The sequence below is a fragment of the Rhizobacter koreensis genome, from assembly GCF_013366375.1.
In the GTDB taxonomy this organism is placed as follows: domain Bacteria; phylum Pseudomonadota; class Gammaproteobacteria; order Burkholderiales; family Burkholderiaceae_C; genus Schlegelella_A; species Schlegelella_A koreensis.
Genome location: NZ_JABWMJ010000016.1, coordinates 14,780 through 27,403, shown reverse-complemented (window position 1 = coordinate 27,403; position 12,624 = coordinate 14,780). Strand labels below are relative to the sequence as shown.

Genomic DNA, 12,624 nt, shown 5'->3' with positions numbered 1-12,624 from the left:
CTCAGAAGCGGAACACGCCGAAAGGCGTGGGTTTGGCCGCAGTCCGGGAGGCCAGGTCGAGCATGAGGCCCATCACGTCGCGCGTCTCGGTGGGCGCGATGATGCCGTCGACCCAAAGATTGGACGAGAAGTTGTCCGCCGGCTGAAAGTCCTCGTAGATCTTGCGCACCGGCCGCTTGAAGGCCTCCTCCTCCTCGGGCGTCCACTCACGCCCTTCGGTCTTGTTGATCTGCCGGCGCACCAGCGCCATCACGGTGGCCGCCTGCTCGGGGCCCATGATCGCGGCGCGAGCATTGGGCCAGGCGAACATGGCCGTGGGATTGAACGGACGACCGCACATGGCCAGATAGCCTGCGCCGTAGGACGCGCCGATGAGGATCGTGTACTTCGGAACGTTGGCCGACGCCATCGCGGTGATCATCTTCGCGCCTGCCTTCGCGATGCCGGCCTGCTCGGCGGCGCGGCCGACCATGAAGCCGGTCACGTCGGCCAGGAACAACAGCGGGATGTCGCGCTGGCAGCACAGGTCGATGAAGTGCGCCGCCTTCATCGCGCTTTCCGGGAACAGCACGCCCTGGTTGGCGAGGATCCCGATCTCGTGGCCGTGGATGCGCGCGAAGCCCGTCAGCAGCGTGTCGCCGTACAGCGGCTTGAACTCCTGGAAGCGGCTGTCGTCGACCAGCCGGGCCAGGATCTCGCGCGTATCGGTCGGGATCTTCGGGTCGCGGCTGATGAGGCCATGGATCTCCCGCGGGTCGTGCCGCGGCGGTCGGCTGGGCAGCTTGGTCCAGCGCGGCCTGGGCGGCTCGCCCAGTTCACGCAAAACCTCACGCGTGAGTGCCAGCGCATGGCGGTCGTCGCTGGCGATGTGGTCGGTCACGCCGCTGACGCTGCAATGCATCTGTGCGCCACCGAGCGACTCGCCGTCGACCGTCTCGCCGGTGGCGGCAAAGGTCAACTCGGGGCCGCCGAGGTACATGTAGCCCTGTTCCTTGACGATCACGATCTCGTCGCAAAGCGCCGGGATGTACGCACCACCCGCCGTGCAGGGCCCGAGGACCACCGCGATCTGCTGGATGCCCTCGGCGGACATGCGGACCTGGTTGTTGAAGATGCTGCCGAACTGCCCGACGTCGGGGAAGATGTTGGACATGTCAGGCAGGAAGGCGCCACCGCTGTCGACGAGCGTCACGCACGGCAGCCGGTGCGCCCAGGCGATCTGCTGCGCGCGCACGTGCTTCTTGCATGTCATGCCGTAGTAGGTGCCGCCCTTCACGGTGGCGTCGTTGGCGATCACCATGCACGGCCGGCCATTGATCAGACCGATGCCGGTGATGATGCTCGCACCCGGGGGCACGCCTTCATAGAGCCCCTCGCCCGCCAGCATCCCGAGCTCGAGAAACGGCGAACCAGGATCCAACAGCACCTCGACGCGGTCGCGCGGCAGGATCTTGTTGCGCGCGAGGTGCTTTTCGCGTGCCTTTTCCGGGCCGCCTGCCAGCGCCTGCCGGCGGCGCTCATGCAAGGTCGAGATCAGCGACTCATAGGCCGAGCGGTTGGCCTGGAACTCGGCATCGCTGGTTGACGCTCGGGGTACGAGGATGGTCATTGATAGAGTACAAATGGACGGCCGGGCGATTGCAACCCCGCCCCGCCTGTCACGACTTGAAGACAGGTGGCCGGCGCGCTTCGAAGGCGGCCAGGCCCTCGGAGACATCGTCGTTGAGCAGTTCGCGGGAGATCCGCACCTGCTCCAGCTCCAGCCCCTCGTTCAGCGGCTGGTCGAGGCCCTGCCGCGCCAGGTGCTTCATGGTTGCCAGACCGATACGGCTGCGCGAAGCGAGTTGGGCGCAGTACGCCATCGAAACCTCCGCCAGCTTGTCGGGTTCGACGACGTAGTTCACCAAGCCCCAGGCGAAGGCTGTCGACGCGTCGATCCAGCGCGCGCTGTAGAATAGGTCCAGCGCGCGCCGCACGCCCACGATGCGCGGCAGGCGCTGCGATCCGCCCCAGCCCGGTACCAGGCCATACTGCGCGTGCTGATCCCCGAACCTGAAGTCGCTGGACGCGAAGACCACGTCGCAGGCCATCATCAGCTCGCTGCCTCCTGCCAGCGCCAGGCCCTGGCAAGCGGCCACCACCGGCAGCGAACTCGCTTCCAGGCGCTGCAAGACCACGTGGCCGTAACGAATGAAGTGCTCAATATCGGCTGGACGGCTGCGCAAGTGCTTGACCTCGTCCAGGTCGGCACCGGTGCAGAAGTGCTTGCCCTGCGCCCGAACGAGCACAGCACGAACCCCCGAGCCCGGCGCCTCGAACTCGTCCAACGCCTCGGCGATCGCTGCGTGAACCGCCAACGACAGGCAATTGAACTTGTCGGGGCGCGCCAGCTCGATCACGCCGACGCCACCCTCGCGGCTGATGCGCACGGGCTTGTCCGTGCTCATCGCTTGTTCTCCGCAGCATATTGCACCGCCATGCGGCCAGCGCGCTCGCGCGCGACGATGAGCTTCATCACCTGCGCCGTGCCGTCGCCGATCTCCAGGCCCATCACGTCGCGCAGGCGCTGCTGGTGCGGCAGGTCCATGCTCCATCCGTAGTGTCCGAAGGTCAGAATGCACTGGTGGATGGCGTCGAACGCCGTCTTCGGCCCCATCCATTTGACCATCGCCGCTTCCGCGGTGTGCGGCTGCCCGGCATCGCGCAGCGCCAGTGCGTGATAGCTCAGCTGGCGACACGCCGCGATCAGGGTCTCGAACTCGACGATGGGGAACGACACGCCCTGGTACTGCACCAGCGGCGCACCCATGGCCTGGCGCTCTTTGACGTACTCCCAGGTCTCGTCGATCGATGCCTGCGCCGCGCCAAGGCACTGCAGCGCGATCAGGATGCGGCTGAAGTCGAAGCCCTGCATCACCTGCGTGAAGCCCTTGCCCTCTGGGCCCATCATGTTCTCGGCCGGCACGCGCACCTCGTCGAAGAACACCGAGCCGCGGCCGATGATCTTGCTGCCCAGATCGTTGAAGCGCGTGCGCTGGATGCCGGGCAGGTCCATCGGCACCAGGAAGGCACTGATGCCGCGTGCGCCTACGTCGGCGGCGCCGGTGCGGGCGAACAGGATCATCGCATCGCACTGGTCGGAGAAGGTGATCGAGGTCTTTTCGCCGGAGAGCACGAAGTGCTGGCCCTCGCGCCGCGCCTTGAGCTGCAGATTGGCCGCGTCTGAGCCGCCACGCGGCTCGGTCAGGCCGAGGCCGATGATGGCCTCGCCGGCGACGAGCCGGGTGTTCCAGTGGCGCGCCAGCTCGGGGTTTGCATTGCGGTGGACGATGGCACCCATCAGCGACCCCAGCAGCTGCAGATAGCTGATGTTGAAGTCGCCGTAGGCCATCTCCTCGGTGATGATCCCTGAGGTGACGCCGCTCAGCCCGAGACCGCCGTACTCCTCCGGAAGGTCGACACCGATCAGACCGAGTGCGCCGATCTCCTTCATGAGGGCGCGATCGAATCCGGGTTCGGCCTCGCGCGCCTGGTAGCGGGGCTTGAGCTTCTCGCGGGCAAAGCGACGTGCAACGTCGCGCAGCGCGATCTGGTCCTCGTTAAGCAGCATCTGTAGCACTCCTGAAGGCTGGTTCCGTCTGGCCGGTGATGGCCCATCGGATCGCTACGGGCGCTCCACGCTGCGATGACACCGCCACGCCTGGAACCCGTCGATCCCTGTCGGCCTCATTGGCAGACTCGGTTCGATATGATAGCATGTCAAACATACGTTAGTTAGCTTTACCCAGCACTGACCGGCTAACTGGGACTCGGGAAAGTAGAATCCAGCGATCGTCTCCAATCCTTCGGGCCCTCGAACATGACCACCAAGACTCGTGAGGCCAGCGTTCGCACCGAGGCGGACACCGCCACGCGCGAACGGATACTCCTCGAAGCCGCGCGGTTGTTCCGCCATCATGGCTACGCGGCGACAACGCTGCGCGAGGTGGCTGATGCTGCCGGCATCAAAGCCGGCAGCATCTACTACCACTTCGAATCCAAGGAGCAGATCCTCGGCGAGGTGTTGGACAAGGGCATACAAGCCGTCGCCGATGCAGTTCGCCAGCGGGTGGAGTCGCTGCCAAAGGACGCGACGGCGCGCATGAAGGTCGCCGCGGCGATCGAGGGGCATCTCTGGGGTCTGCTGCACCATGGCGACTTCACGTCCGCCAACATCCGCATCTACGGCCAAATTCCGCCGGCGGCGAAGAACCGCCACCGCAAGGTGCGACGCGAGTACGCCGACTACTGGGATGCGCTGCTCGACGAAGCCACTCGGCGCGGCGAGTTGCGGCGCGACATCGGCGCCACCGTCGCGCGCTTGTTCGTGATCGGCGCGCTGAACTGGACTGTCGAGTGGTACAACCCGCAGAAGGGTTCTTTCGACGACTTCGTCAAGCAGATCACCACGATCGTGTTCGACGGCACCTTCGTGAGAGAGTAGGCCAAGGTGAGCGTGAAGACGGGTTGGGAGGGGCGCTTCTTCGAAGACTTCGAGGTCGGCGACGAGTACCGTCACCCGCTGGGTCGTACCGTCACCCAGCACGACAACATCTGGTTCACGCTGCTGACGCAGAACGTCGCGGCGGTGCACTTCGACGGGCACTACGCCGCCAAGACCGAGTTCGGCAAGCCATTGGTGAACTCCTGTTTCACGCTGGCGCTGGTGACGGGCCAATCGGTTATCGACGTCTCGTACAACGTCTTCGCCAACCTCGGCTGGGACGAGGTGCGATTGCCGAACCCGGTGTTCGAGGGTGACACGATTTACTCACGCTCGACGGTGCTCGAAACGCGCGAGTCGAAGTCGCGGCCGAGCCTCGGCGTGGTGACCGTCGCCACGGAAGGCTTCAACCAGGACGGAGTGGTTGTGTGCACTTTCAGGCGCACGCTGCTGGTCTACCGGCGCGGCATGGCACCGGACCGCGCGCCGCCGGTCCCCCAATCCCATCACTGAACAACTGACCGAAAGCGCGTACGCGTCGGCGTGCGCGGGCAATACCCGTGAACGACCAGGAACTCATCGACCGCTACGGCCCGCGCGAGGCCATGGAGTACGACGTCGTGATCGTCGGCGCCGGCCCCGCCGGGCTGGCCACGGCAATCCGGCTCAAGCAACTGAATCCGCAGGCGTCGGTCGTGGTCATCGAGAAGGGCTCGGAACCGGGGGCCCACATCCTCTCCGGCGCGGTGATGGACCCGCGCGCCATCACCGAACTGCTGCCCGACTGGAAGGAACGCGGCGCGCCGCTGCTGCAGCCCGTGACGGGTGACGACGTTCTCTTCCTGTCGCCCACGGGCAGCCGGCGCACGCCCGACTGGCTGGTGCCGCGCAATTTCCACAACCATGGCTGCTACGTCGTCTCGCTGGGCAACGTGGTGCGGTGGCTGGCGCAGCAGGCCGAAGGCCTGGGCGTGGAGATCTTTCCCGGGTTCGCCGCCGGCGCGGTGCTGTACGACGAGCAGGGTGCGGTGCGCGGGGTCGCCACCGGCAACATGGGCATGTGCAAGAACGGAGAACCCGGCGATGCGTTCCAACTCGGCATGGAACTGCTCGGCAAGTACACGGTCTTTGCCGAGGGTGCACGTGGCCATCTCGGCAAGCAGCTGATTGCCCGCTATCGCCTCGACGAGGGCCGAGATCCGCAGACCTTCGCGATCGGCATCAAGGAGCTGTGGGAAGTCGATCCGCAGCGCGCCCAGCCCGGCCGGGTGGTGCACACCGCCGGCTGGCCGATGACCGACGACACCTTCGGCGGCGGCTTCCTCTACCACCTGTCGGACCGCAAGGTGACGCTGGGCTTCGTGATCGGGCTCGACTACCGCAACCCGCACATGAGCCCGTTCGAGGAGATGCAGCGCTGGAAGACCCACCCGGCGGTCCGTGCGCACATCGAGGGCGGCAAACGCCTGGGCTACGGCGCGCGGGCCATCAACAACGGCACCCCGCAAGCGCTGCCCAAGACGGTGTTCCCGGGCGGTGCGCTGGTCGGATGCGATGCCGGCTACCTCAATGCGGCGCGCATCAAGGGCAGCCATGCCGCCATCAAGAGCGGCATGCTGTGTGCCGAGGCCCTGGCCCCGGCGCTCGCCGCAGGGCGCCTGCGTGACGAGCTGACGGCCTACCCCGAAGCCTTCACGGCCAGCTGGCTGCACAACGAACTGAAGCAGTCGCGCAACTTCAAGCTGTGGTTCAAGAAGGGCAAGCTCATGGGCCAGTTGATGACCGGCGTGGAGCAGTGGCTGCTGCCCAAGATCGGCGTCGCGAGTCCGCCTTGGACCCTGCACTCAACCCGGCGCGACCACGAAGCGCTGCTGCCTGCCGATCAGGCCGCTCCGATTGCCTACCCCAAGCCCGACGGCGTGATCAGCTTCGACCGTCTGGGTTCGGTGTTCCTGAGCAACACCAATCACGAAGAGAACCAGCCCGCACACCTGACGCTGAAGGACGCGTCAGTGCCCGTGGACGTCAACCTGACGCGTTTCGCAGGACCCGAAGCTCGCTATTGCCCGGCCGGCGTTTACGAGTTCGTCGAGGGCGAAGCCGAACAGCCGCGGCTGCAGATCAATGCGCAGAACTGCGTGCACTGCAAGACCTGCGACATCAAGGACCCGACACAGAACATTGTCTGGGTGACTCCCGAGGGCGGCGGCGGCCCGGTCTACGCCGGCATGTGAGACCGAGACCATGACAGCAGACACGCCTGTTTCGTTCGGGTTCGACGACGCCGCGCTGGCCGCGCTGCCGCTCGTCTACCAGCCCGGTCTGTTCGACGGCCAGGTGGTGATGGTGTCGGGCGCCGGCAGTGGCATCGGCAAGGCCATCGCCTTCCTGTATGCACGGTTAGGCGCGAGACTCGTCATTTGCGGCCGCGACCGCGCCAAGCTCGATGCATGCGAAGCCTGGCTTCGGCGCCTGGGCAGCCCCGACGTGCTGGTGCAGCCCACCGACATCCGCCGCAGCGAGGCCGTCGCGCAGCTGTTCGACGCCGCCTACCAACGCTTCGGCCGCGTGGACGTGCAGGTCAACAACGCCGGTGGCCAGTTTCCGAAGGCCGCGCTCGACATCAGTCCCAAGGGCTGGAAGGCGGTGGTCGACAACAACCTGAACGGCACCTGGTTCATGATGCACGAGGCCGCCAAGCGCTGGCGCGATGCCGGCAAGCCCGGCAGCATCGTCAACATCGTGCTGACTTTCCAGCGCGGCTTTCCCGGCGTGGCGCACAGCTGCGCGGCGCGTGCAGCGGTCACCTACCTGTCTAAGACGGTGGCGGTAGAGTGGGCGCCCTACGGCATTCGCGTCAACTGCGTGGCCCCCGGCGTCATCGAAAGCAGCGGCTTCGCCCACTACGCGCCCGAGGCCCGGGCGAAGTTCTCGCGCGGCAACCCGATGCTGAGACATGGCAACGTGCAGGACATCGCCAACGCGGTGGTCTACCTCACCGGACCGAGCGGCGACTTCGTCAACGGCGAACTGCTCAACGTCGACGGCGGCGGCATCCTCTGGGGCGAGCTGTGGACCATCCCCAAGCCGGCCTATTTCAACGCGGGGCAGACGCCATGAGCACTTCCGAGGATCAGCCGCGCTTCGGGCCGGGAGACCAGGCCCTGGCCGAGCTGCCGACGGTCTACCGCAGCGACCTCTTCGCGGGCAAGGTGGTGCTCGTGTCCGGCGCCGGCAGCGGCATCGGCAAGGCCATCGCCTTCCTGTACGCCCGCCTCGGTGCCACGCTGGCCATCTGCGGCCGCAAGGCCGATGCGCTCGAGCGCTGCGCCGAACAATTGCGCACACTCGGCGGCGGCCGTGAGGTTCTCGCCTTCCCGATGAGCATCCGCGATCCGGATCAGGTCGAAGCACTCTTCGAAGCCGTGTGGCAGCGCTTCGGCGGATTGGACGTGCTGGTCAACAACGCCGGCGGCCAGTTCGCGGCCCACGCGATGGACTTCACCGAGAAGGGCTGGAACGCGGTCATCGACACCAACCTCAACGGCACCTGGTTCATGATGCAGGCCGCCGCCAAGCGCTGGGTGCACGACGGCAAGCGCGGCGGCAACGTCGTCACCATTGCGGCAGCGGTGGACCGCGGCCTCCCCGGCATGGCGCACACCGCGGCCTCGCGGGCCGGCGTGATCGCGCTGTCCAAGACGCTGGCGGTCGAGTGGGCCGAGCACGACATCCGCGTCAACTGCATCGGCGCCGGCGCGATCGAGAGCAACGGCTTCAACAACTACAAGGAAGAGCACGTCGGCGGGCTGTTCCGCACCAACCCGATGCTGCGCGCCGGCGACGTGCAAGACGTCGCCGAAGCCGTGGTCTACCTGACCGCGCCGTCGGGCAAGTACATCACCGGCGAGACGATCAACATCGACGGCGGCATGGTGCTGTGGGGCGACTTCTGGCCCGCCGGCATGCCCGACTACTTCCGGCCGCCAGGCCCGTCCGCTTCATGACGCATCAAGACGCATCCTCGCCACAACCCGTCGGTCCGCTGACCGGCGTGCGCATCGTCGATCTCACCAGCGTCGTGATGGGGCCCTTCGCATCGCAGATTCTGGCTGACTTCGGCGCCGACGTAATCAAGGTCGAGTCGCCCGAGGGCGACACGGTGCGCTACATCGGGCCGAGTCGCAGCAAGGGCATGGGTCCGATGTACCTGGCGCTCAACCGCAATAAGCGCAGCATCGCGCTGGATCTCCGCAAGCCGGAAGCGCTGGCCGCACTGCAGCGGCTGATCGAAGGTGCCGACGTGCTGCTGTTCAACCTGCGGCCCGCCTCGATGGCACGCCTAGGTCTGAGCTACGACGACGTCGCCAAGGTGAACCCGCGCATCGTCTACTGCGGCTGCTATGGCTTCGGCGAGGCTGGCCGCTATGCCGGCAAGCCGGCGCTCGACGACCTGATCCAGGGCTCGGTGGCGCTGCCTGCGCTGGTGGGCCGCATCACCGGCGAACCGCGCTACCTGCCCACCAACCTGTGCGACCGCACGACCGGCCTGACCGCCGTCTACAGCGTGATCGCCGCACTCTACGCGCGCGAGAAGACCGGCCGCGGGCAGGCCATCGAAGTGCCGATGTTCGAGACCATGACGCAGTTCGTGCTCTCCGACCACATGTTCGGCAAGACCTTCGACCCGCCGCTGGCCGACGCCGGCTATGTTCGGCTGCTGTCCAAGGACCGCCGACCGCTGCGGACCCAGGATGGCTACGTGTGCGTGCTGATCTACATAGACCGTCACTGGAAGAGTTTCTGCGAGATGCTCGGCCGTCGCGACATGCTCGAGGATCCGCGCTTCCTGGCCATGTCCGACCGCACGCGCAACGTCGATGCGCTGTATGCCTTCGTGGCCGAGGTGATCGCGACGCGCACGACCGCCGAGTGGATGGAAGCGCTTGCCCGCGCCGACATCCCGGTGGCGCCGATGCACACGCCCGACAGCCTGATGGATGACCCCCATCTGGCCGACGTGGGGATGTTCGAATGGATCGAGCACCCGACCGAAGGTCGCATCCGGCAGATGAACGTGCCGGGGTCGTGGTCCGGTACGCCTCCAGGGGTGCGCCGTCATGCCCCGCTCCTGGGAGAGAACACGCGCGAGGTGCTGGCCGAAACCGGCTGCTCGGCCGAAGAGATCGCGCGGCTGCTTGAGGCCGGGGCGGCATGCGAAGCTGCGGCCAACCCCGACCTGAAACCCTGAAGTCGGCTGCCCGTTCGGGGCAGCTGGTGGGGCCGCTCTCGAGGAGCTCGCCCCCATCGCCGCCACGGCGGCTCTGTGTTGGACGTCACCCCCCCTTCGACCGGGGCGGTGCGCCTGCACGCAGCCGGCCGCTGGCGCACAGCGCGTCGATCTCCTCTTGGTCGATGCCCCAGCGGCGAAGCTGCACGAAGGCGGCGGCATCGTCGCTGTGAGGCGGCCGCGGCAAAGCTGCGGGCGTACCCTCGAAGCGCGGCGCCGGCGCCGGTTGCCGCACGCCGGCGATCTCGACGAAGGTCTCGCGCTCTCGGTTGTGCGGATGCAGATGCGCCTCCCGCGGCGAGAGCACCGGCGCGAAGCAGGCGTCGCTGCCCTCGAGCAGCACGCACCACTGCGCGCGGGTGCGCGTGGCGAAAATGGCGGCCAACCTGGCCTTGTACTCGCGCCAGCGCGAGGGATCGTCGAAGTCGATCGCGTCGGGTGCAAGGCCCAGGCGCTCGAGCAGCAGGACGCGGAACTTGCGCTCGATCGGCGCGATGCTGACGTACTCGCCGTCGGCGCAGCGGTAGACCTCGTAGTGCGGAGCGCCCGAGTCGAGCAGGTTGGTGCCACGCTCGCCAAGGTGCGCGCCGGCGCCGAAAAGTCCGAACATCGAGGTCAGCAGCGCCGCCGCGCCATCGACCATCGCCGCATCGACCACCTGCCCCGGACGACCGCGCTGCACGCGCCAAAGCGCCGCCAGCATGCCGAAGGCCAGCATCAGCCCGCCACCGCCGAAGTCGCCCACCAGGTTCAGCGGCGGCGTCGGTGCCACGCCCTCGCGGCCGATGGCATGCAGCGCGCCGGACAGGGCGATGTAGTTCAGGTCATGCCCGGCCGCCTGTGCAAGCGGCCCCTTCTGGCCGAAGCCGGTGACGCGGCCGTAGACGAGCTTCGGGTGCTCGGCCAGGCAAACCTCGGGGCCCAGTCCAAGGCGCTCCATCGTGCCCGGCCGGAAGCCCTCGATCAGCGCGTCGCTGGCGGCCACGACGCGGCGCGCGAAGGCCACGCCCTCGGCGGACTTGAGATCCACCGACACGGTGCGCTTGCCCCGGTTGAGCAGATCGAGATGCGGTGGTCGCTCAACCCCGAGCCCGCTGGCCACCAGCCTATCCAGGCGCAGCACTTCGGCGCCGAGGTCAGCGAGCAACATGCCGCACATGGGCCCGGGGCCGATGCCCGCGAACTCCACCACCTTCATGCCGCCCAGAGGCCCCTTGACCATCGATGAATGCTCGCTTGCGAGTGAGGAGAGATCAACAGAACGTGCCGGCCAAGCCCTTTCGCCCGGGCCGTGGCGAGAAGGCCCGGCCCGTTCCACAGAGCCGGGCGTCCCCTCGCCCGCGTCCCAGGGTCGGCCAACCAGCAGCTGGGCTGCTCGTTGGCGCAGGGATGCCTGACCTTCAGTTAGGATAGCAGCGTACGATCAAACGTTCGATAGGTTCGCACAGATGATCTGATCCGGAACCGTCGCCTCAGAGCCCCGAGTCTCGATTGGGCTTTGGCCGCGTAGTCGCCCCGTGGAGCCTGCCTTGGCACAGGAGTTCGGGGCCTGCCGCCGCCGTCTGACCATCCCCTCGGCAAGGGGATCGTCCCACAACCGCCGCACCCGCCCTTCGGCATCCCCGTCGCCTAGCAACTGGAGAGAACGATGGATTTCGAGTTCAGCCCCGAACAGCGCGCGATCGCCGAAACGACGCGCCGATTCGTCGAGAAGGAGATGCCGCGTCGAAAGGTCCTTCAGTGGGTGCGCGACAAGGTCGAACCGCCGCAGGAACTGTTCGAGAAGTTGGGGGCCTTGGGTTACTACGGGTTCCTGCTGCCCGAGGCCTACAGCGGCCTCGAGAGGCCCGATCCGATGGGCATGCTGGCTTTCGTGGAGCAGTTCGCGCGCGCCTCGGCCGCCGTCACGACGGCGTGGGGGCGCGCCGCAGTCATCCTGGCGCCCCTGGTGGCCAAGTTCGGGTCCCCAGAGCAGAAGGACCTCGTGCTGCCTCGCGTCATGCGGGGCGAAGTCTTCATGGCGCTGGGCCTGACCGAGCCCGGCTCTGGCAGCGACGCGGCCTCGCTACGCACCACGGCCGTTCGGCGCCCCGACGGCTGCTGGGTCATCAATGGCGAGAAGCTGTACTGTTCGCAGGCGAAGTCGGCGGGATTTCTGATCCTGGCTGCGCGCACCAACCCAAAGGTGGCCAAACAGGAAGGCATCTCCACCTTCCTGGTTCAGGATCCGGGACGCAACCCCTCGATTGAGCTCACCCGCATCGAGACGATGGGCCTCGGTCCTGTGCCCACATTCTCCATGCATCTGCGCAATCTTGTCCTGCCGCCGGACGCGCTGATCGGGGAGGAACACAAGGGTTGGCAATGCGTGCTGGGTGGTCTGGACAACGAACGCCTCTACCACGGCGCAATCGGCGTCGGCGCCTCGCAGGCGATCATCGACGAGGTGGTCGCCTACGTGAAGCAGCGCGAGCAGTTCGGCAAGCCGCTATCCAAGCTGCAGTCGGTGCGCCACAAGATCGTCGACATGCAGCTGCGCGTGGAGGCAGCACGGCTGCTCGTCTATCGTGGTGCCAGCGTGCTCGATCGAACGGGGAGCTGCCATAACGAGGCCTCCTTCGCCAAGGTGGCAGGCGCCGAGTGCTACATGCATTGTGCCTACACAGGGCTGCAACTGCTGGGCGGCTACGGCTATACGGTGGACTCTGGATTGCCGATGCACTTCCAGGACGCCAAGCTGTTCGAGATCGGCGGTGGCGCAATGGAGGTGCAGCGCGACATCATCGCCCGCGGGCTCGGGCTCTGACGCCTGCGGTGCCGCAGCGGGGCGTGATGAGGCAGCACACCCTTG

The 12,624-nt window shown here is 67.0% G+C and carries 11 protein-coding genes; 7 read left to right on the top strand and 4 right to left on the bottom strand.

Going from position 1 to position 12,624, the window contains the following annotated elements; translation table 11 throughout:
* Position 1: 1 nt before the first annotated feature.
* Genes HQN59_RS23560 through HQN59_RS23550 form a run of 3 tightly spaced genes read right to left on the bottom strand, consistent with a single transcriptional unit; the run spans position 2 to position 3,610 of the window.
* Positions 2–1,609, bottom strand: a complete 1,608-nt coding sequence (locus HQN59_RS23560; RefSeq protein ID WP_176071592.1) for a carboxyl transferase domain-containing protein — start codon at positions 1,607–1,609, stop codon at positions 2–4.
* A gap of 49 nt (positions 1,610–1,658) precedes the next feature.
* Positions 1,659–2,447, bottom strand: a complete 789-nt coding sequence (locus HQN59_RS23555) for an enoyl-CoA hydratase/isomerase family protein (protein WP_176071591.1) — start codon at positions 2,445–2,447, stop codon at positions 1,659–1,661.
* Positions 2,444–3,610 (bottom strand): acyl-CoA dehydrogenase family protein, encoded by a 1,167-nt coding sequence (locus tag HQN59_RS23550; RefSeq protein WP_176071590.1) that lies wholly within the window; start codon positions 3,608–3,610, stop codon positions 2,444–2,446. The genes HQN59_RS23555 and HQN59_RS23550 overlap by 4 nt, the downstream gene beginning before the upstream one ends.
* 249 nt (positions 3,611–3,859) lie before the next feature.
* On the opposite strand from HQN59_RS23550, the gene HQN59_RS23545 reads away from it, so the two are divergent.
* Genes HQN59_RS23545 through HQN59_RS23520 form a run of 6 tightly spaced genes read left to right on the top strand, consistent with a single transcriptional unit; the run spans position 3,860 to position 9,734 of the window.
* Complete coding sequence (locus tag HQN59_RS23545; RefSeq protein ID WP_176071589.1) at positions 3,860–4,483, top strand: TetR/AcrR family transcriptional regulator; 624 nt, start codon at positions 3,860–3,862, stop codon at positions 4,481–4,483.
* Positions 4,484–4,489: 6 nt separating this feature from the next.
* Positions 4,490–4,996 carry a MaoC/PaaZ C-terminal domain-containing protein gene (locus HQN59_RS23540; protein ID WP_176071588.1) on the top strand — a complete coding sequence of 169 codons (507 nt, stop codon included), beginning with the start codon at positions 4,490–4,492 and terminating at the stop codon, positions 4,994–4,996.
* A gap of 47 nt (positions 4,997–5,043) precedes the next feature.
* Positions 5,044–6,717 carry an FAD-dependent oxidoreductase gene (locus tag HQN59_RS23535; protein WP_176071587.1) on the top strand — a complete coding sequence of 558 codons (1,674 nt, stop codon included), beginning with the start codon at positions 5,044–5,046 and terminating at the stop codon, positions 6,715–6,717.
* Positions 6,718–6,727: 10 nt separating this feature from the next.
* Entirely contained in the window at positions 6,728–7,603 is an 876-nt protein-coding gene (locus tag HQN59_RS23530; RefSeq protein WP_176071586.1) for an SDR family oxidoreductase, read from the top strand.
* Positions 7,600–8,490 (top strand): SDR family oxidoreductase, encoded by an 891-nt coding sequence (locus tag HQN59_RS23525; RefSeq protein ID WP_176071585.1) that lies wholly within the window; start codon positions 7,600–7,602, stop codon positions 8,488–8,490. Before HQN59_RS23530 ends, HQN59_RS23525 begins: the two co-directional genes overlap by 4 nt.
* Positions 8,487–9,734, top strand: coding sequence for a CaiB/BaiF CoA transferase family protein (locus HQN59_RS23520; protein ID WP_176071584.1), 1,248 nt, complete (start codon positions 8,487–8,489; stop codon positions 9,732–9,734). Before HQN59_RS23525 ends, HQN59_RS23520 begins: the two co-directional genes overlap by 4 nt.
* A gap of 85 nt (positions 9,735–9,819) precedes the next feature.
* Here HQN59_RS23520 and HQN59_RS23515 read toward each other — a convergent pair whose 3' ends face one another.
* Positions 9,820–10,995, bottom strand: a complete 1,176-nt coding sequence (locus HQN59_RS23515) for a CaiB/BaiF CoA transferase family protein (RefSeq protein WP_176071583.1) — start codon at positions 10,993–10,995, stop codon at positions 9,820–9,822.
* Positions 10,996–11,421: 426 nt separating this feature from the next.
* On the opposite strand from HQN59_RS23515, the gene HQN59_RS23510 reads away from it, so the two are divergent.
* The gene (locus HQN59_RS23510; RefSeq protein WP_176071582.1) at positions 11,422–12,579 is read left to right on the top strand and encodes an acyl-CoA dehydrogenase family protein; all 1,158 of its coding nucleotides are present in this window, start codon (positions 11,422–11,424) and stop codon (positions 12,577–12,579) included.
* Positions 12,580–12,624: the final 45 nt, after the last annotated feature.

Bases quoted from the DNA above. Each gene is read 5' to 3' on its own strand.
- HQN59_RS23555 (WP_176071591.1), bottom strand. From the start codon at position 2,447: ATGAGCACGGACAAGCCCGTGCGCATCAGCCGCGAGGGTGGCGTCGGC.
- HQN59_RS23520 (WP_176071584.1), top strand. From the start codon at position 8,487: ATGACGCATCAAGACGCATCCTCGCCACAACCCGTCGGTCCGCTGACC.
- HQN59_RS23530 (WP_176071586.1), top strand. From the start codon at position 6,728: ATGACAGCAGACACGCCTGTTTCGTTCGGGTTCGACGACGCCGCGCTG.
- HQN59_RS23510 (WP_176071582.1), top strand. From the start codon at position 11,422: ATGGATTTCGAGTTCAGCCCCGAACAGCGCGCGATCGCCGAAACGACG.
- HQN59_RS23560 (WP_176071592.1), bottom strand. From the start codon at position 1,609: ATGACCATCCTCGTACCCCGAGCGTCAACCAGCGATGCCGAGTTCCAG.
- HQN59_RS23545 (WP_176071589.1), top strand. From the start codon at position 3,860: ATGACCACCAAGACTCGTGAGGCCAGCGTTCGCACCGAGGCGGACACC.
- HQN59_RS23525 (WP_176071585.1), top strand. From the start codon at position 7,600: ATGAGCACTTCCGAGGATCAGCCGCGCTTCGGGCCGGGAGACCAGGCC.
- HQN59_RS23515 (WP_176071583.1), bottom strand. From the start codon at position 10,995: ATGGTCAAGGGGCCTCTGGGCGGCATGAAGGTGGTGGAGTTCGCGGGC.
- HQN59_RS23550 (WP_176071590.1), bottom strand. From the start codon at position 3,610: ATGCTGCTTAACGAGGACCAGATCGCGCTGCGCGACGTTGCACGTCGC.